Annotated in this window: 22 protein-coding genes; 10 read left to right on the forward strand and 12 right to left on the reverse strand. The window is 53.9% G+C overall.

Going from position 1 to position 25,699, the window contains the following annotated elements:
* Positions 1 to 79 precede the first annotated feature (79 nt).
* The 5 genes from dtpA to rsxD form a co-directional block, all read right to left on the reverse strand.
* Positions 80 to 1,588: a dipeptide/tripeptide permease DtpA gene (dtpA, locus tag KGP17_RS12300; RefSeq protein WP_021178064.1), complete on the reverse strand. Its 1,509-nt coding sequence runs from the start codon at positions 1,586 to 1,588 to the stop codon at positions 80 to 82.
* A gap of 594 nt (positions 1,589 to 2,182) precedes the next feature.
* Entirely contained in the window at positions 2,183 to 2,824 is a 642-nt protein-coding gene (nth, locus tag KGP17_RS12305; RefSeq protein WP_021804529.1) for an endonuclease III, read from the reverse strand.
* Positions 2,821 to 3,522, reverse strand: coding sequence for an electron transport complex subunit E (locus KGP17_RS12310; RefSeq protein ID WP_059200728.1), 702 nt, complete (start codon positions 3,520 to 3,522; stop codon positions 2,821 to 2,823). The genes nth and KGP17_RS12310 overlap by 4 nt, the downstream gene beginning before the upstream one ends.
* Positions 3,519 to 4,148, reverse strand: coding sequence for an electron transport complex subunit RsxG (gene rsxG / locus KGP17_RS12315; protein ID WP_021804527.1), 630 nt, complete (start codon positions 4,146 to 4,148; stop codon positions 3,519 to 3,521). Before rsxG ends, KGP17_RS12310 begins: the two co-directional genes overlap by 4 nt.
* A gap of 9 nt (positions 4,149 to 4,157) precedes the next feature.
* Entirely contained in the window at positions 4,158 to 5,243 is a 1,086-nt protein-coding gene (rsxD, locus tag KGP17_RS12320; protein ID WP_094981778.1) for an electron transport complex subunit RsxD, read from the reverse strand.
* Between the two features lie 295 nt (positions 5,244 to 5,538).
* Between rsxD and KGP17_RS12325 the strand changes: the two genes are divergently transcribed.
* A complete protein-coding gene (locus KGP17_RS12325; RefSeq protein ID WP_021804525.1) occupies positions 5,539 to 6,432 on the forward strand; it encodes a helix-turn-helix domain-containing protein in 894 nt (297 codons plus the stop codon).
* A 34-nt stretch (positions 6,433 to 6,466) separates the two neighbouring features.
* Here the strand turns inward: KGP17_RS12325 and rsxC are convergent, their stop codons facing one another.
* From rsxC to KGP17_RS12360, 7 genes are all read right to left on the reverse strand, one after another.
* Positions 6,467 to 8,566: an electron transport complex subunit RsxC gene (rsxC, locus tag KGP17_RS12330; protein ID WP_223499447.1), complete on the reverse strand. Its 2,100-nt coding sequence runs from the start codon at positions 8,564 to 8,566 to the stop codon at positions 6,467 to 6,469.
* Positions 8,559 to 9,134, reverse strand: a complete 576-nt coding sequence (gene rsxB, locus KGP17_RS12335; RefSeq protein ID WP_021804523.1) for an electron transport complex subunit RsxB — start codon at positions 9,132 to 9,134, stop codon at positions 8,559 to 8,561. The genes rsxC and rsxB overlap by 8 nt, the downstream gene beginning before the upstream one ends.
* The gene (gene rsxA, locus KGP17_RS12340) at positions 9,134 to 9,715 is read right to left on the reverse strand and encodes an electron transport complex subunit RsxA (protein WP_021178056.1); all 582 of its coding nucleotides are present in this window, start codon (positions 9,713 to 9,715) and stop codon (positions 9,134 to 9,136) included. Before rsxA ends, rsxB begins: the two co-directional genes overlap by 1 nt.
* Before the next feature lie 144 nt (positions 9,716 to 9,859).
* Positions 9,860 to 10,300: a DUF2569 domain-containing protein gene (locus KGP17_RS12345; RefSeq protein ID WP_024487067.1), complete on the reverse strand. Its 441-nt coding sequence runs from the start codon at positions 10,298 to 10,300 to the stop codon at positions 9,860 to 9,862.
* A gap of 189 nt (positions 10,301 to 10,489) precedes the next feature.
* The gene (locus KGP17_RS12350; protein WP_223499448.1) at positions 10,490 to 11,902 is read right to left on the reverse strand and encodes a glycoside hydrolase family 1 protein; all 1,413 of its coding nucleotides are present in this window, start codon (positions 11,900 to 11,902) and stop codon (positions 10,490 to 10,492) included.
* Between the two features lie 101 nt (positions 11,903 to 12,003).
* On the reverse strand, positions 12,004 to 13,509 hold the full coding sequence (gene araA / locus KGP17_RS12355) for an L-arabinose isomerase (protein WP_223499449.1): 1,506 nt from the start codon (positions 13,507 to 13,509) through the stop codon (positions 12,004 to 12,006).
* A gap of 54 nt (positions 13,510 to 13,563) precedes the next feature.
* Positions 13,564 to 15,243, reverse strand: a complete 1,680-nt coding sequence (locus KGP17_RS12360; protein WP_059200733.1) for a ribulokinase — start codon at positions 15,241 to 15,243, stop codon at positions 13,564 to 13,566.
* A 359-nt stretch (positions 15,244 to 15,602) separates the two neighbouring features.
* On the opposite strand from KGP17_RS12360, the gene KGP17_RS12365 reads away from it, so the two are divergent.
* The 9 genes from KGP17_RS12365 (at position 15,603) to KGP17_RS12405 (ending at position 25,695) form a co-directional block, all read left to right on the forward strand.
* On the forward strand, positions 15,603 to 16,586 hold the full coding sequence (locus tag KGP17_RS12365) for an arabinose ABC transporter substrate-binding protein (RefSeq protein WP_037374918.1): 984 nt from the start codon (positions 15,603 to 15,605) through the stop codon (positions 16,584 to 16,586).
* 59 nt (positions 16,587 to 16,645) lie between these two features.
* Positions 16,646 to 18,169, forward strand: coding sequence for an L-arabinose ABC transporter ATP-binding protein AraG (araG, locus tag KGP17_RS12370; protein WP_223499450.1), 1,524 nt, complete (start codon positions 16,646 to 16,648; stop codon positions 18,167 to 18,169).
* 17 nt (positions 18,170 to 18,186) lie between these two features.
* A complete protein-coding gene (araH, locus tag KGP17_RS12375) occupies positions 18,187 to 19,170 on the forward strand; it encodes an L-arabinose ABC transporter permease AraH (protein ID WP_021178049.1) in 984 nt (327 codons plus the stop codon).
* 329 nt (positions 19,171 to 19,499) lie between these two features.
* Positions 19,500 to 20,417, forward strand: a complete 918-nt coding sequence (gene araC, locus KGP17_RS12380) for an arabinose operon transcriptional regulator AraC (protein WP_059200735.1) — start codon at positions 19,500 to 19,502, stop codon at positions 20,415 to 20,417.
* Positions 20,418 to 20,664: 247 nt separating this feature from the next.
* Complete coding sequence (locus tag KGP17_RS12385; protein WP_209523590.1) at positions 20,665 to 21,705, forward strand: oxidoreductase; 1,041 nt, start codon at positions 20,665 to 20,667, stop codon at positions 21,703 to 21,705.
* A 74-nt stretch (positions 21,706 to 21,779) separates the two neighbouring features.
* Entirely contained in the window at positions 21,780 to 22,775 is a 996-nt protein-coding gene (locus KGP17_RS12390; protein WP_223499451.1) for a bile acid:sodium symporter family protein, read from the forward strand.
* A 12-nt stretch (positions 22,776 to 22,787) separates the two neighbouring features.
* Positions 22,788 to 23,093 (forward strand): NIPSNAP family protein, encoded by a 306-nt coding sequence (locus KGP17_RS12395; RefSeq protein ID WP_223499452.1) that lies wholly within the window; start codon positions 22,788 to 22,790, stop codon positions 23,091 to 23,093.
* Between the two features lie 234 nt (positions 23,094 to 23,327).
* Complete coding sequence (locus tag KGP17_RS12400; RefSeq protein ID WP_223499453.1) at positions 23,328 to 24,461, forward strand: thioester reductase domain-containing protein; 1,134 nt, start codon at positions 23,328 to 23,330, stop codon at positions 24,459 to 24,461.
* Between the two features lie 100 nt (positions 24,462 to 24,561).
* Positions 24,562 to 25,695 (forward strand): MFS transporter, encoded by a 1,134-nt coding sequence (locus KGP17_RS12405; RefSeq protein ID WP_245398324.1) that lies wholly within the window; start codon positions 24,562 to 24,564, stop codon positions 25,693 to 25,695.
* Positions 25,696 to 25,699: the final 4 nt, after the last annotated feature.

Raw genomic sequence — 25,699 nt, forward strand, 5'->3', positions numbered from 1 at the left:
GTTTCGCAATTTTTCTGTGCACCATAAAAAAACGCCGAAGCTAGGCTCCGGCGTTTTTGAGGTCAGGTTACAGCAGAGATTAGAGAGCTGCAGCTTTCGCTTTGGCTGCCGTATCTTCTGCGGTATCCAGCGTCATGCGGTACAGCTTCGGTGCGGTCAGCATCATCAGCACGGCGATCACCGCCGTGGCGATACCAATCTGCATAAACACGTGGCTATAGATAGCCAAAGAAGCATGCGCATCGTTAATGTCGCTTGGGACGGCGGTCAGACCCGCGACCTTACCGGCGATCAGCGCGGCGGCGGCGGTGGTCAGGAACCAGGAGCCCATGATAAAGCCCATCAGGCGCTGTGGCACCAACTGAGCCACCATAGCCAGGCCCAGACCAGAGATCATCAGCTCACCGATACTCTGCAGCGCATAGCTCAAGATTAGCCAGTTAACGGACACGATGCCCTGGTCGTTGGCGAAGCTTGCGCCCCACGGCAGCACCAGGAACGCCCCGGAGCACAGGATCATGCCGAAGGCAAACTTGTGCGGCATCGGCAGACGATCGCCCATCTTGTTATACAGCGCAGCGAGAATAGGGCTGGCCATCATGATCCAGAACGGGTTCAGTGCCTGATACTGCTCCGGTTCAAACGCGATCCCCAGAATATTGTGCTCAACGTTGTGGATAGCAAAGAAGTTCAGTGAGGTTGGCATCTGGCTGTACAACACGAAGAACACCACCGCTTCGAGCATCAGCAGGAAGGCCACGATCATTTTACGACGTGCTGCGCCGTGCAAGGCGAAGGTTTCCTTGGCGAACACGATGACGATACCCACAGAGATGATAGCCAGTGCCCAGCGCGCGATAATCTGGTTGTGCAGCAACCAGCTGGAAACCGCGATCAGTGCTACCACACCAACGATCACCATCAGCAGTTTTTTGACCTGCAGGGGCTTAAAGTCAGGTTTTGAACCGTATTGCTTAACCCAGCCGTGGCACATCATAAAGTTGACCAGGGTGATCAACATCCCCACCACGCTCAGTGAGAAGGCGACGCTCCAGCCATATTTGGCCGCAAGCCACGGGGTTGCCAGCATGGAGAAGAATGAACCGATGTTGACGGACATATAGTACATGGTAAATGCACCGTCCAAACGCGGATCGTCTTTCTCATAGCAGGTAGACAGCAGGGAAGAAGGGTTGGCTTTAAACAGACCGCTACCCACGGCGATGGTGGCCATCCCCAGATAAACCCAGAAGATATCATGACCAGAATAGGCCACCATGGCGTAACCGGCGGCCAGCACGATGGCCCCCAAGACGATCACACGCTTGGAGCCGAGAACTTTATCCCCCAGCCAGCCACCAATGGCCACGAAACCGTACACCAGCGCACTGAATGAGGAGAACAGCGTAATCGAGTCGGCTTCACTCAGGCCAAGCATCTTGACCAGATAGACTGCCATGATGCCTTGCAGACCGTAGTAGCCGAAACGTTCCCAGAGTTCAATCGAGAAGATCAGGTAGAAGGCCTTAGGTTGCTTAAACGCGTTAAGGCTAATGTTGTCCGAAGAATTGTTGTTTGCAGTTGACACTGGTACCTCTGGTTTTTTCACTACCCGTATTGTCAGGACGGGAAATAGCAGAATGTGATGCAGGGCTGCACACTTCTGCATTGTTATAGGATGAATGCCGGCGGTTAATGTTCACTATCTTTGTCAACGTGGCAAGCTTTTTGACATGTTCTGTTACATATAACATAGACAACGCTATGCAACTATGTTGCAAATGTTATGCAGTATTAACGTTTGCCATTTTTAAATTTGCCGAGTTTTTGTTTTGATTAAAAGCTATCCTGAATTAATTTAGTTATATCTTCTGCTATTTAAGCCATATCCAGTCCATACCAATGCTCATGATTGATTAGGCCTTGGTTTGTTGTGCATAAATTGGGTTATGCAAAATTTCTGAAAATGGACAGATCGGTAGTGAGGTTTGTAAATGAGATGTGATCGTCAAGACGTGAGGTTAACCACAATTTTTGACTAATTTTACGGTTGAAAATATCTGAAACAGCGAGTTTGTAGGGTAATCCCGGATTCCACCAAGGTTAATGCTGCCCGATGTCACATTTTTGATAAAAAACCGGAGGGAAGAGTCGCGGACACGGATCGCCGTGCCCGGTACTCTCAATCAAGCGGATAGACCTTCTCTTTAAACTCGCACAGGTCTTCGATAATGCATGAACCGCAGCGCGGTTTACGGGCGATACAGGTATAGCGGCCATGCAGGATAAACCAGTGATGGCAGTCGACTTTAAACTCGGCGGGAACCACTTTCAGCAGCTTTTCCTCTACCTGCTCCACGTTTTTCCCTGGGGCGAAGTGGGTGCGGTTACAGACGCGGAAGATATGGGTATCAACGGCAATGGTCGGCCAACCGAAGGCCGTGTTCAACACTACATTGGCCGTTTTGCGCCCCACGCCGGGCAGGGCTTCGAGTGCTGCGCGATCTTCCGGCACTTCACCGTCATGCTTTTCCAGCAGGATACGGCAGGTTTTGATCACGTTCTCGGCTTTGCTGTTAAACAGGCCGATGGTTTTGATGTATTCTTTGACGCCGTCTACCCCTAACGCCAGCAAGGCCGCTGGCGTGTTGGCAACCGGGTAGAGCTTGGCCGTGGCCTTGTTAACGCTGACGTCGGTTGCCTGAGCGGAGAGCAGCACGGAAATCAACAGCTCAAAAGGTGTGGTATACACCAGCTCGGTGGTCGGATGCGGGTCGTTATCCCGCAAGCGGGTCAGGATCTCCAGGCGTTTCTCTTTATTCATAGCGCTTTCTCTGCGTGTCCCTGTTCCATGTTAGCTTCAACTGCCAAGGCCTTGGCTTTACGCGCCTTCATTTTTTCATCAATCAGATATTTGGTTGCCAGCATCAAGCCCAGACCGATAAAGGCACCTGGTGGCAGCATGGCCAGCAGGAAAGGGGTGTCGAAATGGACAATCTCAATGCGCAACACCTTGGCCCAACTGCCTAGCAGCAGGTCAGCGCCATCAAATAGCGTACCGTTACCAATCAGCTCGCGTAGCGAGCCCAGCACAAACATGGCACTGGTGGCACCAAGGCCGATAGCCATACCGTCGATCAATGCCAGTCCTACCGGTTTTCGCGCCGCTACTGCTTCAGCCCGGCCCACCACGATGCAGTTGGTGACGATCAGTGGGATAAAAATCCCTAACGACTGATACAGGCCGAAAGCGTAGGCGTTGATCAGCATCTGCACGATACTCACTGCGGCGGCAATGATCATCACATAAATCGGAATGCGGACCTCGCTCGGGATCCAACGGCGCAGGGCGGAGATGGAACCGTTGGTAATGGTCAGCACCAGCGTGGTAGCCAGTCCAAGCCCCAAGGCGTTGGTGGCAGTTGACGTTACCGCCAGCAGCGGACACAGCCCCAATAATTGCACTAACGCAGAGTTGTTTTTCCACAACCCCTGTACGATTAACTCTTTGGCTTCACTCATTCGCTGGCTCCGCAGGCAGGCAAAGTATCCAGTTTAGGCGGCAGCGTCTCCATAAACAACGCTGTACGACGCACGGCGTTGACCACCGCTCGCGGGGTGATGGTGGCCCCAGTGAACTGATCAAACATGCCGCCGTCTTTCTTCACTGCCCAACGTTTATCATCCGGGCCGTCGATCTTTTTACCGCTGAAGAAGGTGATCCAGTCGGTGATACGTAATTCGATTTTGTCGCCCAGCCCAGGCGTTTCGTGATGTTCTATCACGCGGGTTCCCAATACCGTGCCGTTAAAATCGGCCCCGACCAGCAGTTGGATCGCCCCAGAATAACCGTCTGGCGCGGTCGTTTCCAACGCGGCTGCCACCAGTTGACCATTTTTGCGGGCCAGATACAGATGGTGCGGCGCGCCATTGCCTAAAGCCGGATCGCTGACTAGCAGGCATTCGCTCTGCATATCATTGTCATAATGTTCCGGCGGGACGACCTGGTCCAGCAACGCTTTTTGTTGCAACGCCGCCTGATGTGCAATGGTGGTTTTGGTTAACTGGTACACCACGGCGGTCAGGCCGGTGGTGACCGCGGCAAACACGGCCAGTGTGGTGCCATGCTTTCTCATGGAATTAAGCATAATGACTCCTCAACGGTGGCCATACACGCGTGGCTGCGTGTAGTGATCGATCAACGGTACGGTAATGTTGGCCAGCAGTACGGCAAAGGCTACCCCGTCGGGATAACCGCCATACACGCGGATCAGCCAGACCAGCAAGCCAACCAGGCCGCCGTATATCAGCCGACCTTTGGGCGTAGTAGAGGCACTGACCGGGTCGGTGGCAATAAAGAAAGCCCCGAGCATAGTGGCCCCGGAAAACAGATGGATCAACGGGGAAGCCTGATGGGCAGGATCCAACGTCCAGGCCAATCCTGAGCACAAGGCAATGACGGCCAACATGCTGAACGGGATTTGCCAGTGGATCAGCTTACGGCCCAGCATAAACAGGCCGCCGAGCAGGAAGCCCAGGTTAATCCACTGCCAGCCGATACCGGCCAGGGTGCCACCGAACAGCGGTTGCTGGAGCACTTGCTCGACCGAGTGGCCGCTGCGTAGGCCGGTTTTAAAACCGTCTAATGGCGTGGCCTGGCTGATGCCATCGACGCCCATCTGCAATTCGTGCAGAGTGGCCCCCTGGGCAGTGTGGCCGCTGAAAATAGCTAGCAGGGTATCTGGCAGGGTCAGGGCGGTTGCGCGCAGCTCTTCCGGCGGTAACCAACTGGTCATCTGTACCGGGAAGGAGATTAACAGCACCACGTAACCCACCATGGCCGGATTGAAAGGGTTTTGCCCAAGTCCGCCGTATAGCTGTTTGGCGATCACAATGGCGAAAAAGGTGCCGATAACGATCATCCACCAGGGAGCTAGAGGTGGCAGGCTAATGCCCAGCAACAGCGCAGTGAGCAGGGCGGAATTATCTGCCAGCCGAGCCTTGACTGGCTGTTTACGTAGCGCAAGAATGGCGGCCTCGGACCCGAGGGCGGTCACCATGGCCAGCGCGGTCTGAACAAGGTTGCCATAGCCAAAGAACCATAGCTGTGCTGCCATGCCGGGAATGCAGGCCAGCATCACCCAAAGCATGATGCGGCTGGTGCTTTGCTGGTTATGGGTAAACGGAGAGCTGGCGATGTGTAAGCCCTTGGGGGCTGCCTGTTGTACCGGCCTGAACTTCATAGAATAACTACCATTTCTTTGCCATGTTAATCAGTGCATTCACGGTGCGGGCACCGGGGGAAATTACAGCGCTGCATTCTACCTCAATCATATGCCGGGTAATACGTGCTAATCATAAGGATATTCAGCTTTTGCGGTGAGAAAAAGCCAGGCTGGGTGTAAAACGTGCAGTATGGGTTGTCATACTGATGATCGAGCTGCTATTTTTGGACTGCTTGGCGCACGGAATAACAACTTTCATATAATTAACGTAGGTTACTATCCTGAGCATTTTTGAAGTAGCGAACAATTAATAATGACTAATGAAGATATTTTATTTATTGAAGAACTGATTGAATGGGTCGAAATTCATCTGGAGACTCGGCCAAATCTGGATGAAGTTGCGCGTATCTCCGGCTACTCCAAGTGGCACCTGCAGCGCAAGTTCAAGCGAATCACCGGTATCCAGCTCGCCACCTATATTCGCTCACGCATTCTTACTCGTGCAGCGGTCGCGCTGCGTATCAGCAACCGTACGATTATCGATATCTCCGATGAGTTGGGCTTTGATTCACAGCAGACCTTTACCCGGATGTTTAAGCAACGTTTTGGCATTACGCCAAACCGCTACCGTACCATGGAAAAATGGGACGTGAAGAGCCTGATGCCGCGCTTCGACTTCGAAGCCGTGTATGAGGCAGGTTTTTATCCGGAGATACAACGGCTGACGTTACCTGATACGCACCTGGTCGGTTTCACGCGTGAGATGGAATTTGATACTGCCCAAGAGATGGCTATTTCTTCCTGTATCGCCATGAAGGGGGAAATCTTTAATGACTTCTTCAAAGGGCTGAATATGGAGTGCCACAAGGTTTACAGCATCCATTCTGCCAATGAGCGTGGCGAAGGCGAGTGTTCAGTCACGCATACCATGGCGGTGGAGCCGGAATTCAAGAAGGACATCCTTTCTGGCCACAAGATTGAAGATATTCGCTTGCCAGCGCGCGAGTACATCGCGATTACCCATCAGGGGACGGCCAAAGAGTGCGTGAAATTTATCTCTTACCTGATCTCGCACGTGATGCCAGGGCTGCGCAATGAAGTACGCGGAAGTGTTGAGATGGAGATAATCGAAGCTAAGGCGTGGAATCAGGATGCCAAACTGCGGCAGATCGATGTCAATTACACCTACCTGATTTCTATCGATTAAGTGGGGCCTTACGTTCGGCAAGACCCCATACCGCTTACTCTTTATCTACCGTAGCTAGCTGTTGTGCGGCCTTTTTAGCTTTGACTCGAGCCAGCGCTGCGGCCACGGCAGCCTTGCGCGGATCTTCCTGTTCAGCCGTTGGGATAGGTTCCTCGTCAACTAGTGGTTGAGAACGCTCTGCTTGCTGCGCCGCTTTTTTGGCTTTGACTCGGGCTAGCGCGGCAGCAACGGCAGCCTTGCGTGGATCCTCCGGCTCAGCCGTAGGGATAGGTTCCTCGTCTACTTGCGGTGGTGAAAGCTCGGCTTGCTGCGCCGCCTTTTTCGCCTTCACGCGGGCTAATGCTGCCGCTACTGCAGCCTTACGAGGATCCTCTGAAGCTACAGTTTCCGCCACGCTCTCTGCGTCTTGTGCCTGCGCCGCTTTCTTGGCTTTGACTCGAGCCAACGCCGCAGCCACGGCCGCTTTACGCGGGTCTTCCTCTTGCACCGCTGTCGCCGCAGGCATTTCGCTTGCTCGTTCGAGCTTGCGCTCTCTGGCCTGTGCCTTACGCGCTTCGCGGGCAGCTATGGCAGCGCTGTTATCCGGCTCCTGGCCACTGATAGCAATGCCAGCAGCCTCACTGTTTTTGCTGCGCACGCGAGCCAAAGCCGCCTGGACGGCATCTTGATCGCTGTCGGTCAGTTTCACCGCGGCCTTTTTATGACGCTCTTCGCGCGCCAGCTTCTCACGCTCTAAACGGGCCAGCTTGGCTTCATAACGTGCCTTGGCTTCGGCGGTACGTGCCGCTTCCTGATCCAACGCGTTAATCTCAGCCTTCTCTTGGCGATAATATTGCACCAGCGGAATATTGCTGGGGCAGACGTAGGCACAGGCACCACATTCGATACAGTCGAACAGGTTGTGCTTACGCGCCTTCTCGTGCTCTTCGCCACGGCTGAACCAGTAAAGCTGCTGCGGCAACAGCCCGGCAGGGCAGGCATCGACGCACAGGCCACAGCGGATACAGGACTGCTCTGGTTCTTGTACGGCCATTTCGTCAACCGTTGGGGCCAGTAAGCAGTTGCTGATTTTGACGATCGGCACGTCTAACGTTGGCAACGTAAAGCCCATCAGCGGGCCGCCCATTACCACCATCTGTTGGGATTGAGGTTGATAGCCGCCAAAGGCCAGCAGGTGTTGCACCGGCGTGCCGAGGCGCGCCCAGACGTTGCCTGGTCGGCTCATGGCCTCACCGGTTAAGGTGACGACACGTTCAATCAACGGCTCGCCATCGACAATCGCCCGCTTGATGGCAAAGGCGGTGCCCACGTTCTGCATCAGCACGCCGATGGTGGATGAACGCTTGCCGTGAGGCACTTCTTTGCCCGTCAGAATTTTGGTTAACTGCTTGGCACCACCGGAAGGGTATTTGGTGGGGATCACCCGCAGGGCGATGCCATCCTGCCCGCGCAAAGCGACTTTCAGAGCGGCGATGGCTTCCGGCTTGTTATCTTCGATGCCGATCAACGTCACTTTGGGTTGTAACAGGTGGCGCAGGATCTGGGTGCCTTCGATAATTTGAGCGGCCTGTTCCTGCATCAGCCGGTCGTCGGCGGTGATATAGGGCTCGCATTCGGCAGCGTTGAGGATCAGGGTTTCCACTTCTTCACGGCCACCTTGCAGCTTGCTGGCCGTTGGGAAACCCGCCCCCCCCAGTCCGGCAATCCCGGCCTGATGAATACGTTGGATCAGCTCTGCCGCATCCAGTTGGCGGTAATCGGCGACCGGCGTCAGTTCGCACCAACGATCTTCACCGTCTGGATCGATAATCACGCACAGTTCCGCCAGCCCTGAAGGATGGGCGGTAACGTGAGGTTCAATGGCGCGGATGGTGCCCGAGGTTGGTGCATGTACCGGCAAGGTGCGGCCACGGCCAAAGGTCAGTGGTTGGCCTTTCAGTACGTGGTCACCGGCTTTGACGCACAGCTCACCTTCTGGTCCCAGATGCTGTTGCAAGGGGACGATAAAAATGTCGGGCAGGGGAGCCACGCGCAGTGGCACACCGCTGGACTGGGTCTTCATTTCGGGTGGATGAATGCCACCGTCAAAATCCCAAATCCGATCTTTTTTCAAAGCGGCGAACAGATTAAACATGTTGCTCCACGGGGATCACTTGCACCGGAATGGTTTGCATATCCCATTTCCAGCTGGCGGTCGTGGTGGCGACCGGTTTCATTTCAATACAATCGGTTGGGCAGGGCGCAACACACAGATCACAGCCGGTACAGAGATCGGTAATGACAGTGTGCATGGCGCGGGTGGCACCCACGATGGCGTCAACCGGGCAAGCCTGAATGCACTTGGTGCAGCCGATGCAGTTGGCTTCGTCAATAAAGGCGACCTTACGCACCGGCTCGGCCACGGCGGCACCGCCGTCCAGCGGCTGTGGCTCGACGTTGAGTAATTCGGCCAATTTGAGCATCACCTGCTCGCCACCCGGGGCACATTTGTTGATCATCTCGCCATTGGCAACCGCTTCGGCATAGGGGCGGCAGCCGGGATAACCGCATTGGCCACATTGGCTCTGCGGCAGAATTTCGTCGATCTGTTCGGCAACCGGATCTTCTTCCACTTCAAAGCGGCGTGCGGCAAAACCCAGCACCAGGCCAAACAGCAATCCCAAGGCGCTTAATGCCGCCACCGCAATCCACAACGCAGTCATTAGAATCTCACCAGCCCGGTAAAGCCCATAAAGGCCAGAGACATCAGGCCAGCGGTGATCAAGGCGATAGAGGAACCGCGAAACGGCGCGGGCACATCAGCGACCGCCAGGCGTTCACGGATGGCGGCAAACAGCACCATCACCAATGAGAAGCCTGCGGCGGCACTAAAGCCATAAACCGCAGACTGCAGGAAGTTGTAGCCCAGGTTGACGTTGAGCAACGCCACGCCTAATACAGCGCAGTTGGTGGTGATCAGCGGCAGGAAAATCCCCAGCAGGCGATATAGAGCCGGGCTGGTTTTACGCACCACCATTTCGGTGAATTGCACCACGACGGCGATCACCAGAATAAAGGACAGCGTGCGCAGATAAACCAGATCCAACGGGATCAGGATAAAGCTGTTGATTAGCCAGGCACAGACCGAGGCCAGCGTCATCACGAATGTGGTCGCCATGCCCATGCCGATGGCACTTTCCAGTTTCTTGGAAACGCCCATAAAGGGGCACAGGCCCAGGAATTTCACCAGGACAAAGTTGTTCACCAGTACGGTGCCAACAAACAAGAGCAGGTATTCGGTCATTGCAATGCCTAAAAAAATAAAAGCCGCCTATTATCGGTAATCGGCGGCGTAACGACAACATACTAATCGCAAGGGTATTGCGCTTTTTTGCCTGTTTTGTTGAAAATTTACACAGCAGGGCGATCAAATTGTGCCTTGCCGTGGTTACTTCTCGGTGAAGGTGCCTTTCACGCGCTGGGAACGCTTAAAATAGGGCACCAGCAGGGCGGCCATCACCAACGGCCATAGCAGGCTACGCACGGCAAGCTCATCGGGCACGGGGGCAAAGGCGAACGCCTTGATTGCCAATAGCACGGTGATCAGCAACCAGACCAGGAACAGCTTTGGAAAACGTTGTGAACGCTGGCAGAACAGCCACAGCAGGTACAGCGTAAAGCACCACATCACCAGCGTAGTGATCACCGATAGATACCACTGCGTGGAGAAGGCGTGAGCATTGGTGCTCAGATACTCGCGTGATTCCGGCATAAAAATGGCCATACCGTACAGGGCCAACATCAGGCTGGCGCTGAGCAGGGTAACGATCAGATAGGCCATCGGGGCTAGCAACCAACCGCCAATGCGCGAGTATTCAGCTTGGGTCATACGAGATCCTGAGTGGTATTCCAACAAAGTAAGCGGCATAGCTTACTCAAATATGAGCCAATGCGCGAGGAGAAGGCGGTACCAACGGCAAAATGCCAGTCAGATTGCACTGACTGGCATGACATGGTTTACAAACCTCAGCCGGTTCTCATTGTAGGGGCGCTGCATGCTGCGCCCACTTAACGGCTGTTAACGTTCCGCACCGTTGCTGGCGATCAGCTTCTGGTACCAGAAGAAGCTTTTCTTACGCTGGCGTGCCAGATCCTTGTTGTGGTCAACGTAGATAAAGCCGTACTGTTTCTGGAAACCGTTGAGCCAGCTCAGTAGATCGATAAACGACCATGGATAATAACCGCGTACGTCAGCCCCCTGTTTGATAGCGTCTTCAATGGCACCAATGTGCTGGCGCAGATAGTCGATGCGATCGTCATCCACCACTTCACCGTCGATAATCGGATCTTTGGCTCCCAGACCGTTCTCGGTGATGTAGATAGGGATATCGCCGTAACGCGCCTTGATATTCATGATGCCTTCGGTGAGGCCCTGCGGATAAATTTCCCAGTCCCAATCGGTATACACGCCGTTCGGGTTGCGGACGAACTTGAACAGCCCCTTAAAGCCGAATTCGTTACCCTGCTGGTGGCCGCTGCCTTTCTCACCGGTGGTGTTGATGGTCAGATGTGACTCTTGATTATTGGCCGCGATGGTTTCACGTTTGTAATAGTTCAGGCCAATAAAGTCACAGATATTGTCGCGCAGCAGTTGTTCATCACCACGGGCGAATTGCGGCACGCCCCACAGCGCCTGAGTCTGTTCTAGCAGTTCAGCCGGATATTCCCCTTTCAGCACAGGATCGTACAGCCAGTGGGTAAAGATCCCTTCGGCCAACTGATAGGCCGCCAGATCTTCCGCTGATTGGCTGAGCGGGGTATGGGTTTGCAACACGTTGACGAAGCCGATTTGGCCGGCAATGCCGCTGGTACGGAATGCGGCTACCGCTTTAGCGTGGGCTACAAAGACGTGGTGACAGGCCTGGATCGCACGTGCCGGGTTCTGTACGCCCGGTGGGTGGCCGCCGGTGATGTAACCGAAGCCGATAAAGCACACGGTTTCATTGAAGGTAGACCACAGTTTGACGCGATCGCCGTAACGTTGGTAACACAGGCGGGCATACTCTTCAAAAGCCTCCGCAGTGCTGCGTGCTTCCCAACCGCCTTCATCTTGCAATGCCTGCGGCAGATCCCAGTGGTACAGGGTGATCATCGGTTCAATGTTGTGTTCCAACAGGGCATCAATCAGATCGCTGTAGAATTTGACCCCGGCCTCATTGATGGTGCCCCGGCCCTGTGGCAGCAGGCGCGGCCAGGAGATTGAGAACCGGTAGCTCTGCATCCCCATTTCGGCCATCAGCGCCACGTCCTCACGGAAGCGGTGATAGTGATCGACGGCAACGTCGCCGTTAGTGCCTTGGTAAGTGGTACCCGGCAGGTGGGAGAAGGTATCCCAGATGGATGGGCCTTTGCCGTCGGCATCGTGTGCGCCTTCAACCTGATACGCCGCGCTAGCCGCGCCCCAGAGGAACGCTTTCGGGAAAGCAGACATAACTATTCTCTCTATACGTTAAATATTGAGTCTAGTTTAGGTCGAGTTGAAATGAGTTTGCAACCGGTTTCTGAAACCGGTTGCAGTTTTTGCGGGAGCGTTTAGCGACGGTTGATTTGGTAGTAGGTTTCATTCCAGCGGATTTCGTTCTTGAACGCTGGTAGGGTGGTGTCGTTGTCGATCAGCAGGAATTCGATGCTGTGCATCTCGGCATACAGGCGCAGGTAGTCGGCGTTTAGTGACTGTGAGAACACCGTGTGGTGCGCACCACCTGCCAGGATCCAGGCTTCTGCGGCCGTAGCCAGGGAAGGCTGAGCGCGCCAGATCGCCCGGGCCACCGGCAGCTTAGGTAATGGTTTAGGTTGCTCAATAGTATCAACCTGATTGACCAGCAGGCGGAAACGATCGCCCATATCGATCAGGCTGGCATTCACCGCCGGGCCTGCCGGGGTAGAGAAGATCAGGCGGGCCGGGTCGGCCTTGCCACCGATGCCAAGATATTGAATATCCAGCAGTGGCTTCTGTTCTTTGGCAATGGAAGGGCAGACTTCCAGCATATGGGACCCCACCACCAAATCGTTGCCCGGCTGGAAGTTGTAGGTGTAATCCTCCATAAACGAGGTGCCGCCATTTAAGCCGCTGCCCATCACTTTCATAATGCGCAGCAGGGCCGCGGTTTTCCAGTCGCCCTCACCGGCAAAGCCGTAACCTTGCTGCATCAGGCGCTGTACCGCTAAACCTGGCAACTGCTTCATGCCGTGCAGCGTTTCAAAGTTGGTAGTGAAGGCGTGGAACTTGCCCTGTTCGAGGAAACGTTTCATGCCCAGTTCGATGGCGGCTGCATCAATCAGGTTCTGCCGTTTGGCCCCGTTAACTTTTGCTACGTCGCTCAGCTCATAGCTGGCTTCGTACTCTTCGATCAGAGCATCGATATCGCCCTTGCTCACTTCATCGATCACGCTAACCAAATCGCCGATGCCATAAGCATCCACGGAATAACCAAACTGGATCTGCGCGGCCACTTTATCGCCATCGGTCACGGCGACCTGGCGCATGTTGTCACCAAAACGCGCCACTTTCAGCTGTTGGCTTTCCTGTTTGGCGCAGGCAACACGCATCCATTGAGCGATTCGCTCCTGGGCATTTTTGTCTTGCCAGTGGCCTGCAATCACGCTGTGCTGCTGGCGCATACGGGCACCGATAAACCCGAACTCGCGGCCTCCGTGGGCGGTCTGGTTCAGGTTCATAAAGTCCATATCCATGCTGTCCCACGGAACCTCAGCATTAAATTGGGTATGGAATTGGAGCAGCGGTTTATCGAGGATAGACAGGCCGGCAATCCACATTTTGGCCGGTGAGAAAGTGTGCAGCCAGGTGATGATGCCGATGCAGTCCTGGTGATAGTTGGCATCACGGCAGACGGTGGTGATTTCGTCCGGCGTGGTGACCAGCGGTTTCAGCACCATCTTCACCGGTAAACCTGCGTCGCGGTTCAGGCTGTTCACGACCTGCTCGGCATTTTCCATCACCTGTTGCAGGGTTTTGGGGCCATAAAGATGCTGGCTGCCGATCACGAACCACACTTCACGTTGCTTAAAGATGTTCATCAAAAACTCCTGGAACTAGAGGTTTTATTGAGCCGAGGGATCTGCCACGGCGTATTAATTTTTGGTGATTGCGGCAAAGCGCGGCTCTGCGGCCTGGCACCACTGTTGATAGCGTTCATAAAGTTGTTGGTAACGCGCGACGTTTGCGGGATCGGGCTGCAAAGTACGTTCAATACTGCAAGCCATATGCTGCTGAGCTTGCGGAACGTCGCTGAAATGCCCGGCGGCTACGGCGGCGAAGATGGCTGCACCCAACGCGCAGCACTGGTCGGAGGCGACAATCTGTAGCGGACGATCCATCACATCGGCGCAAACCTGCATAATCACCGGTGACTTGCGGGCAATACCGCCCAAAGCCAGCACGTTATCGACGGGAATGTCCTGCTGTTCGAAGCACTCCATGATGGCGCGGGCGCCAAATGCCGTTGCGGCGATAAAGCCACCAAACAGCGTGGGCGCATCGGTGCCGAGATTGAGATCGGTGATCACTCCTTTCAGGCGCTGGTTGGCGTAGGGGGTGCGGCGGCCATTGAACCAGTCCAATACCACTGGCAGATGGTCAAGAGACGGGTTTTTGGCCCAGGCGGCGGTCAGGGCGGCCAGCATGTCATGCTCGATTTGTTGCAGCTGTGTCTGGAGTTGCGGTTGCGTCTTGGCGGCTTCACGCAGTGGCCAGCTCAGCAGGCGGCTGAACCAGGCGTACATATCGCCAAAAGCGGATTGTCCGGCCTCCATCCCGATGGTTTGCGGCACCACGCTGCCGTCCACCTGGCCGCAGATGCCGCTGATGGCGCGATCGCCCACGCGCTCACGATCGGCGATCAGAATGTCGCAGGTCGATGTGCCAATCACCTTCACCAGCGTATAAGGCTGCGCTCCGGCTCCCACTGCCCCCATATGACAGTCAAAGGCGCCACCGGACAGCACCACGCTTTCTGATAGCCCAAGCCGTGTGGCCCACTCTTTGCTCAGCGTCCCTACCGGCAAATCGGCAGTGTAGGATCCGTTGAACAGTGGATAGGGCAAATCTTCCACCAGCATCGGATCCAAGGCCGCAAAGAAGGCTTTCGGTGGCAAACCGTCCCAATCCGGATGCCACAGCGTTTTATGCCCAACGCTGCAACGTCCGCGCTTTAACCGATCCGGTGCAGTAGTGCCAGAAAGCAGTGCCGGTACCCAGTCGCATAGCTCAACCCAAGAGGCGGCTGCGTGGCGTACCGCCTCGTCCTGGCGTGAAACGTGCAAGATTTTGGCCCAGAACCACTCAGAGGAATAAACGCCGCCGATATAGCGCGAATAATCGGGGAAATCACCACGGCGACAAAGCTGGTTAATTTCCTCCGCCTCCTCGATGGCGGTGTGGTCTTTCCACAACACAAACATGGCGTTGGGATTGCTGGCAAACTCTGGCCGCAACGCCAACACGTCGCCATATTCATCAATCGGGGCGGGAGTGGAGCCGGTGGAATCAACCCCAATCCCGACCACGCTCTGCCGCTGTTCCTGGCTCATGCGCTGCACTACGGCGACGATGGCTTGCTCCATGGCTTCGATATAGTCGAGTGGATGGTGGCGGAACTGGTTCTGCGCGGCATTACAGAAATCACCACGCTGCCAGCGAGGGTAGTAGACCACCTCGGTATCCAGTTCGTTACCGTTTTGACAGTCGACAGCCAGTACCCGCACTGAATCGCTGCCGAAGTCTAATCCCAGGGCAATAGCACCTGCCGTCATGATGCGGACTCCTTACTTGTTAGGTTGAGATTAACGATAGGAGCGGGACGGGGAGGCAGGTGAGGAAGCATTGGCTGGAAGTATGCACTTTTCTGCTTGCTACAGTGATTTTGTGATGGGGGTCAAAAGTTATCACTTGGTTAAATTTGCTAAATGTATGCACATATCTGCTGTTATCTCGGGATGTGATAGCGCTCTACATTTAACTAACAAATACCGGCTAAAACTGTTTGCGTCTTACCTGAGTCGACGGCAAGAAGCGAGATGCAAGGCCATTGCCGTGACAGGATCTCATAATGATAACGTTTTCACGGCGGCCCGATTTTTCTGCCGATGAAAGCAAAACAGCGGAGAGTACCATGCATAAATTCACTAAGGCGTTGGCAGTGATCGGTCTGACGGCGGTTATGTCACATTCAGCTATCGCAGAGACCATGAAACTGGGTTTTTTGGTTAAACAGCCAGAAGAGCCCTGGTTCCAGACTGAATGGAAATTTGCCGACAAGGCGGGTAAAGACCTGGGGTTTGAAGTGATCAAGATTGCCGTGCCGGACGGCGAGAAAACCCTCAATGCCATCGACAGCCTGGCGGCCAGCGGGGCCAAGGGATTTGTTATCTGCACCCCAGACCCAAAACTCGGCTCGGCGATTGTCGCCAAGGCACGCAGCTACGACCTGAAAGTGATCGCGGTTGACGACCAGTTTGTTAATGCCAAAGGCAAGCCGATGGAGAGTGTGCCGCTAGTGATGATGGCGGCCACTAAGATAGGTGAGCGCCAAGGTGCCGAGCTGTGGAAAGAGATGAACAAGCGTGGCTGGAAAGTGGCAGAGACCGGCGTAATGGCGATCACCTCCGATGAACTGGACACGGCACGCCGCCGTACCGGTGGCTCGATGGATGCATTGAAAACCGCGGGTTTCCCAGAACAGCAAATCTACAAGGTACCGACCAAATCCAACGATATCCCAGGGGCGTTTGATGCCGCCAACTCGATGCTGGTGCAGCATCCTGAAGTGAAAAACTGGCTGATCGTCGGGATGAACGACAACACCGTACTGGGCGGCGTGCGTGCCACCGAAGGTCAGGGCTTTAAAGCGCCTAACGTGATCGGCATTGGTATCAACGGCGTTGACGCGGTAAGCGAGCTTTCCAAGAAACAGGCAACCGGCTTCTACGGTTCACTGCTGCCAAGCCCGGATATTCATGGCTACAAGAGCATTCAGATGCTGCATGACTGGGTAGAGAAAGGCGTGGAACCAGAGAAATTCACCGAAGTGACCGACGTGGTGCTGATCACCCGCGACAACTTCCAGGTGGAACTGCAGAAAAAAGGCCTGATGTAAGGAGCGTGCCGCCTGTACCAAGCGGGCGGCCATTTATCGCACTCATTGAGGAAAGCACTATGACTGCCGTCACGCCCTATCTGGCTTTTAAAGGCATCGGTAAAAGCTTCCCTGGCGTCAAAGCGCTGGATGATATCAGTTTCAACTGTCAGGCCGGGCAGATCCACGCCCTGATGGGGGAAAACGGCGCCGGGAAATCGACGCTGCTGAAAATCCTCAGCGGCAATTACGCCCCAAGCAAAGGGGAGATCCACCTCCAGGGGCAAGCCGTACAGTTTGCCAATACCACCGACGCGCTGAACGCCGGCGTGGCGATTATCTACCAGGAACTGCATCTGGTACCGGAAATGACCGTGGCAGAGAACATTTACCTTGGCCAGTTGCCGACCAAACATGGCCTGGTGGATCGTAAACTGCTGCGTTATGAGTCCCGCTTACAGCTGGAACACCTCGGTTTGGACATCGATCCGGATACTCCGTTGAAGTACCTGTCGATTGGTCAATGGCAGATGGTGGAGATTGCCAAGGCTCTGGCGCGTAACGCCAAAGTGATTGCGTTTGATGAGCCGACCAGTTCGTTGTCGGCACGTGAAATTGAGCAACTGTTCCGGGTGATCCGCGAGCTGCGGGCTGAAGGGCGAGTGATCCTGTATGTCTCACACCGGATGGAGGAAATCTTTGCGCTGAGTGACGCCATCACCGTGTTTAAGGATGGCCGCTATGTACGTACCTTCGACGATATGCAGCAGGTCAACAATGAAGTGCTGGTGCAGGCGATGGTGGGTCGCGATCTTGGCGATGTTTATGGCTACCAGCCACGCGAGTTGGGAGAAGTGCGGTTGCAGCTTACCGATCTGCAGGCCGTCGGGGTGAAAACGCCTATCAGCCTCAACGTACGCGCTGGCGAAATTGTTGGCCTGTTTGGTCTGGTGGGTGCAGGGCGCAGCGAATTGATGAAAGGGATTTTTGGCGCTACGCGGTTCACTGCGGGCCAATTGATGCTCGATGGCAAGCGGCTTGATGTCCGTTCACCGATCGATGCTATCCGTGCAGGCGTAATGCTGTGCCCGGAAGATCGTAAGGCCGACGGCATCATTCCGGTGCACTCGGTGCGCGACAATATCAACATCAGCGCACGCCGCAAAAGCATCAAGGCGGGCTGCCTGATTGATAACGCCTGGGAAACCAGCAATGCCGATCACCACATCCGCGCGCTGAATATCAAAACCCCCACTGCCGAACAGCTGATCATGAACCTCTCCGGTGGCAATCAACAGAAGGCGATCCTGGGCCGCTGGCTGTCGGAAGAGATGAAGGTGATCCTGCTGGATGAGCCGACACGCGGTATCGACGTTGGCGCAAAACACGAAATCTACCACGTGATTTATCAGCTGGCGCAGCAGGGCATTGCGGTGCTGTTCGCCTCCAGCGATTTGCCCGAAGTGCTGGGGCTGGCGGATCGCATCATCGTGATGCGTGAAGGGGCGATCTCTGGCGAGTTGACCCATAGCGAGGCCACTGAGGAAAAAGCCCTCAGCCTGGCGATGTTACGTACCCCCGATATTGCTGCGGCGATAGCCTGATTGTGAAGGAGCAAGAGATGTCGAGCATGACAACCAATTCTGTGAAAAACCGCGGTGGCCTTGGGTTGGCGCGTATCTGGGACAGCTATGGCATGCTGGTGGTATTCGCCGTGCTGTTTGTCGCCTGCGTTGCGTTCGTGCCGAATTTTGGCAGTTTTATCAATATGAAAGGCCTGGGGCTAGCGATCTCCATGTCCGGGATGGTGGCGTGTGGCATGCTGTTTTGTCTGGCCTCAGGTGATTTTGACCTGTCGGTGGCGTCGGTTATCGCCTGTGCGGGTGTCACCGCGGCGGTGGTGATCAACATGACCGAGAGCCTGTGGATCGGCGTGGCTGCCGGTTTGCTGTTAGGTGTGCTCTCTGGGCTGATCAATGGTTTTGTGATCGCCCGGCTGAAGATTAACGCGCTGATCACCACGTTGGCCACCATGCAAATCTTCCGCGGCTTGGCCTATATCATTTCCGATGGGAAAGCGGTGGGGATCGAAGATGAGCGGTTCTTTGCGCTCGGCTATGCCAACTGGTGGGGGCTGCCTGCACCGATTTGGATCACTATCGGCTGTCTTATCCTGTTTGGTTTCCTGCTCAATAAAACCACCTTTGGCCGTAATACCCTGGCTATCGGTGGCAACGAGGAGGCGGCTCGTCTGGCCGGGGTGCCGGTAGTGCGTACCAAGATCATCATCTTTGTGCTTTCCGGACTGGTATCTGCCGCTGCGGGCATTATTCTGGCTTCGCGTATGACCAGCGGCCAGCCGATGACCTCCATCGGTTATGAGCTGATCGTGATCTCCGCCTGCGTGCTGGGGGGCGTTTCGCTCAAAGGCGGCATCGGCAAAATTTCCTACGTTATCGCCGGGATCCTGATCCTGGGTACGGTGGAGAACGCCATGAACCTGCTGAACATCTCGCCGTTCTCGCAGTATGTGGTGCGCGGCGTGATCCTACTGGCCGCGGTGATTTTTGACCGCTACAAGCAACAAGCGAAGAGCAGGGCGTGAAGACCCATCACAATTTTGCGATTGCTATGAGCAGCATTTTGCCGAATGGATAAACTTGCTATAGGTGGATAGTGTTTTGTCGTTTATTCAGCAATCTCTATTTTCCCCTCACCCCAACCCTCTCCCCAAAGGAGAGGGAGCTGCACGGAGCGCGTGGTTGGCCCGTGCAGCTTCGGTAAGTAGGTAGTAAGAGGAAAGGCAGGTATTACACAGAAAAATCAACGAACTCGATCGGTTCCCTCTCCCTGTGGGAGAGGGTTAGGGTGAGGGAAGCAGACCACTCATCTTGCCAAGTTTTGGGATAAAGAAACGACACATTCGGAGGCCAGATGTATCATCGCATGGTTCAGGAACCCCAACCGAACCCGCTGTTGCCGGGTTACACCTTTAACGCCTACCTGGTTGCCGGGCTGACGCCGATTATGGCGGACGGGCCGCTGGATTTCTTTATCGACCGCCCCGGCGGCATGAAGGGCTACATCCTCAATCTGACCATTAAAGGCCAGGGCAAGGTGTTTGACGGTGAGGAAACGTTTTACTGTAACCCCGGCGATCTCCTGCTGTTTCCGCCCAAGGCGGCGCATAACTATGGCCGATCACCGGATAGTGACTGCTGGTATCACCGTTGGGTGTATTTCCGCCCGCGGGCCTATTGGGCCGACTGGCTGGAATGGCACAGCAAGGCGCATCAGGTGGGGCGTCTGACGTTGCCCAACAACCCGTTGCTGACCGAATTTGACCGTCTGTTTGCCAACATTGAGCAGACCCAACGCTCCGGCCGCCGTTTTGCCGAAGAAATTGGCATGAACCTGCTGGAACGGCTGTTGCTGCGCGCGATGGAGGAGGATCCCCTCAGCCCACAGAAGATTATGGACCCACGGGTGATTGAGGCTTGCCAGTTCATTACCGGCAATCTGGCAGGGGAGCTGCGTATCGATGAGGTGGCCCGCCACGTTTGTCTTTCGCCATCGCGGCTGGCACATCTGTTCCGTGACCAGGTCGGGATAAATATCTTGCGCTGGCGTGAAGATCAGCGAGTGATCCGCGCCAAATTGCTGCTGCAAACTACCCAGGAATCGATTGCCACCATTGGCCGGGTGGTTGGCTATGACGATCAACTCTATTTTTCCCGGGTGTTTCGTAAGCGAGTTGGCGTCAGCCCCAGCGATTTTCGCCGCCGTAGCCTGGAGATCAACTACCCGGTGAACCATTCCCGGGATCGGCCACTGATTGCCGCATCCCGTTAATCGGCCAACGGATACGATCGTTGTTGGGGGCGCCACGTGCAGCGCCCGCTTTGTTGTATTGCCCGTTTATTATCGATTTGCATTTAGCTCTTGTTCCAGCCCGCATGATGGTGTCAAATCGCATCAATCCCTACTTCATTTTTCTAGCGGCAACACTCAGGGGTAGCTTTCTTGCCCCAACTTACACGGACGTAGCATTTCATCTGCCTGGAATTGATGCGTATATCGCCCTGTATGAGGAAACAAGATGTCTGAAACAATCCGCGTTGGCCTGGTGGGCTATGGTTACGCCAGCAAGACCTTTCATGCTCCGCTGATCGCAGGAACCCCTGGCATGGAGTTGGCTGCCGTTTCCAGCAGCGACGCCGGTAAAGTCCACGCTGACTGGCCGATGATGACGGTGGTCAGCGACCCGCAGGCGCTGTTTAACGATCCCTCGATTGACCTGATTGTCATTCCAACCCCGAACGATACCCATTTCCCGCTGGCGCAACAGGCGATGGCGGCGGGCAAAAATGTGGTGGTGGATAAACCGTTTACCGTGACACTGTCACAGGCGCAGCAGCTACAACAGCAGGCTGCTCAGAGTGGACAACTGCTTTCAGTGTTTCATAACCGCCGCTGGGACAGCGATTTCCTGACCTTAAAAGCCTTGCTAAAAGACGGCGCGTTAGGAGAAGTGGTCTATTTTGAATCCCATTTCGATCGTTTCCGCCCGGAAGTCCGCCAGCGCTGGCGTGAGCAAGGTGGGGCTGGCAGCGGTATTTGGTACGATCTGGGGCCGCATCTGATCGACCAGGCGTTGCAGCTGTTTGGCAAGCCACAAACGCTTTTTGTCGATCTCGGCGAGCTACGCCCGGGTTCACAATCGGTAGATTACTTCCATGCGGTGCTCAATTACGGCCATCGGCGTGTGGTGCTGCATGGCACGGTGCTGGCCGCGGCAGAAACTGCTCGTTACATTGTGCACGGCACGCAGGGCAGCTTTATCAAATATGGTCTGGATCCGCAGGAAGACCGCCTGAAAGCCGGTGAGCGTTTGCCGCAGGCCGACTGGGGTTACGACATGCGCGACGGAGTAGTGACGTTGTCACGTGATGGCATGTTGGCCGAACAGCCGCTATTGACCATTCCGGGCAATTATCCGGCCTATTACGCCGCCATTCGTGACGCAATTTCCGGTGCCGGTACCAACCCAGTTCCGGCCAGCGAGGCGATACAGGTTATGGAAATGATCGAGCTGGGCATTGAGTCGGCCAAACAGCACAAAGCGCTACCGGTCAGCTAATATCAATAACAACAGTAGGGTTCAGAGCGCTTCTGAACCCTTTTTACGTATTAAATAGCAAGGAATTTTGCAGGATGTCCTGGTTACAACGTCTACGTATCGACAAGTTTTTACTGGTACTGCTGATGGTGGTGCTGTTGGCCTCATTGCTACCCTGTGAAGGGATTTGGCAGACTTTCTTCGAACATTTAACTACCGCCGCGATAGCCTTGTTGTTCTTCATGCACGGGGCGAAACTCTCCCGTGAGGCGATCGTTGCCGGCATGAGCCACTGGAAGCTGCACCTGGTGGTGTTTCTCAGTACCTTTGCGCTCTTCCCCTTGTTAGGGTTGTCGATGAACCTGCTGGTGCCGGGCTTGATGACGCCCACCGTTTATCTGGGTTTCCTCTATCTGTGTGCTTTGCCTGCCACGGTTCAATCGGCAATCGCCTTCACCTCCGCAGCAGGAGGGAACGTGGCGGCGGCGATCTGCAGCGCTTCGGCATCCAGCATTCTTGGGGTATTCCTGTCTCCGCTGCTGGTGGGGGCATTGATGCATACGCAAGGAGGCAATACTGACGTACTGCATGCCATTGGCTCGATTATTCTGCAACTGATGGTGCCGTTTGTTATTGGCCATCTGGCGCGTCCGCTGATTGGCAAATGGATCGATCGCCATCGCAAACTGATTAACCTCACCGACCGTTCCTCGATCCTGCTGGTGGTCTATACCGCGTTCAGCGCGGCGGTGGTTGAGGGGATTTGGCACACCATTGACGGCTGGTCGCTGCTGACGATCCTGGTGATGTCGCTGGTGCTGTTGGCGGTGGTACTGGTTATCAACACCTATGCCGCACGTTGGCTGGGCTTTGATACCGCTGATGAGATCACTATCGTGTTTTGTGGTTCGAAAAAGAGCCTGGCCAACGGCATTCCGATGGCCAACGTGCTATTTCCTGCTGCCGCCGTTGGGGCGATGGTATTACCGTTGATGATTTTCCATCAGGTACAGTTGATGGTATGTGCGGTGCTGGCACAGCGCTATGCGCGTAAAACAGCCCAGCAGCGTGAAGTAGCCATAACTAAATAACAAGGACGTAGCATGAGCAAGGTAGTCGAGATTTTGCAATACCGTTTACAAGCGGGTAGCGGCGAGCGTTTTCACCACATCATGCAGCATGACAGCGTGCCGCTGCATAAGGCCGCAGGGATCACTGTGCTGGAGTACGGTGTCTCGCTACACGATCCCGATGCCTATTACCTGCTGCGGCAGTTTGACGGCATGGCGGAAATGGAACAGGTATTGCAGGATTTCTACCGCAGCCAAGCTTGGTTGGAGGGGCCACGTACGGAGATTGTGGCCTTGATTGAGGAGAGTCACCGGGTGGTACTGCCGTATCAGCCCTGACATGCCGTGGGTTGTGGGCTTAACGGAATTGTCCGGTCGGGGATTTGGCACTGGTGGATATCGGGATCGGTACCGTCCCCAACTGGCAAACGGATTTCAGACTTTGGATAAATCTCTTATTTTCTCTGCATGAGCTTTGCGGTATCTGCAAAGCCATTATCTGATTTAATGGTATTCCACTATTGTCACCAGTAAATAAAATAAAAACGGGTTATTTACTATTTGGGTGATAAAATGAAAAATAAAACCAATATATTAATCACAGGGGCAACTGGATTTGTCGGGGCCTACTTGCTTCATGATTTACTTGCCGATGTTTCCGTTGGTAAGATATATATATTATGTCGAAATATTCAGCCGAATAATGAAAGGCAGAGACTGATTGATGCATACCATAAGTTCTCAATTGATAGCTTGGATGTACTGGTCTATACCAAAAACATCCATATGATAGAAGGAGATATCACGCAACCATCTCTTGGTATCAACAAAGTGCATTATAAAGAACTCTGCAAAGAAGTTGATGTTATCTATCATATTGCTGCTCGTGTCAATCACATAAGATCTTATGAAGCCCTCAAGAGTGCCAATGTTGATAGCCTCGCTGATATTATTTCGATGGCGCGGACAGGAAAAACAAAGATAGTCAACTTTGTATCAACATTGGGTTCTGCAGCTAAAAAAGACACACAGGGTTTTTATGTTGAGGAACTTCCTGATCGCACACCTTGGCATTCAGATATGGGGTATTTACTGTCAAAGTGGGAAGCTGAAAAGTTACTTTCTTGCTTCCAGAATGAAGGGGGCAAAGCCAACCTATTCCGCCTTGGTTACATCTCCGGCCACAGCAAAACTGGTGCTGCGCTATTTGCTAATAATCAATTTATGTTGTTTGTAAAAAGTTGTATTCAATTAGGATATGCACCTGAACTTGCACGAACAATTAATTTTACCCCAATCGACTATACGGCAGCCTTAATGAGCCAGCTAAAATATAGATGTCAAGGTGGAGAAGTGTTAAATCTTTTTAATTACAATGGGCTAATTCATTGGAATGGTATTGTAAACTGGCTGAATGCCAGAGGGTACAATATTAAAATCATACCTTTTTATGAATGGCAGAGTAAGCTGCTAGCGGATAATGATGAAAATGCATTGTACAAGTTCCTACCTCTTTATGGTTCTGAAGGCGCACACGACAAAATATTACGATTTGGCCGGGAAATTGAAAGGTTCCGCTACAAAGAAGTCAAGGAGGCCACCGAATCAGCCAGATATGTGTTGCCTTCACTGAAGTATGAACTTCTTGATCGTTATCTCGGTTACTTACAGGAACAAAAATTCTTGCCTGTTCCCCCAGGGAGGTAGGGCTCATTTTAATTCTACTGAAGCAGTTAATGATAATGGTGAATTTACTATGATAGATACAAGGGTTTACTTTTCGTTAGCCTGTTTGTGTGCTCTGTCTGTGGCGAATATTTATTATAACCAACCGTTACTGGCGTTATTTTCCAGGGAATTCAGCGCAGATGCCAAGACGGTAGGCTCAATTGCGATGGTTGTTCAGTTATCTTACGCTGCAGGATTGGTCTTTTTTGTCCCCTTGGGCGATCGCGTTGTGCGGCGGAGACTGCTGGGTATTTTACTGGGGATTAATGCCGCTGCCTCACTGTTCGCTGCTATGGCTCAAGATATTGCACAACTACTGATAAGTCATATCGCCATTGGTATGACCGCAGTAGGTGCACAAATAATTATTCCAATGGCGACTTTGTTGGCGCCCCCAGAACAGCGGGGGCGGGCTGTCGGAATAGTGATGAGTGGACTGATGGCTGGAGTGCTGTTTGCTCGTATCCTTTCAGGCGTTATTGGCGAGCACTGGGGATGGCGTGCTATGTACATCATAGCAGCGGCCATCAATGCGATAATGATCGCGATAATCTATCGCTTTCTGCCTCATAACTGCCCATCAAAAAATCCGATGCCTTACCGGCAGTTAATCGTATCGCTCTTAACCTATTTCCGGCAAGAGAGCGAGTTACGCAAAGCCTGTCTGTCTGGAGCCTTACTGTTTGGCTCTTTCAGTGCACTATGGGGGGCTTTGGCTTTGCTTCTGTCTCGTCCTCCTTATCATTTCGGTAGTGATATTGTTGGAGCTTTCGGTTTTGCTGGAATCGCAGGGATCCTGATGACACCGATCATCGGTAATTTGGCGGACAGATACACGCCACAGACGATTGTTTTTTTAGGCAGCCTCTGCGCTATAGTCGGTTTTTTACTGTTGGCAATGTCAGGACACTATTTGACCGCACTCATCATCAGCGTCATTTTTCTAGATGTTGGGGGACGTGCAGGCCTGGTTGGCAATCAGTTACGCGCTCTGGCATTGTCAGAAGCTGCCCGCAGTCGGCTCAATACTGTTTTTATGTTTTGCTATTTTCTCGGCGGAGCCTTTGGCACAAGTATAGGCGCAGAGCTAAGCCTGCGATTTGGATGGTTTGGCATTGCGTTGCTTGGCGTTATCACTTCCCTGATCGTCATGTTCTTAAACTTCACAGGTATGTTGTCTTTGTTCCGTCGACCGTCTCCCCCTTCTTCATAACATG

The organism is Serratia sp. JSRIV001 (assembly GCF_019968745.1).
In the GTDB taxonomy this organism is placed as follows: domain Bacteria; phylum Pseudomonadota; class Gammaproteobacteria; order Enterobacterales; family Enterobacteriaceae; genus Chania; species Chania fonticola_B.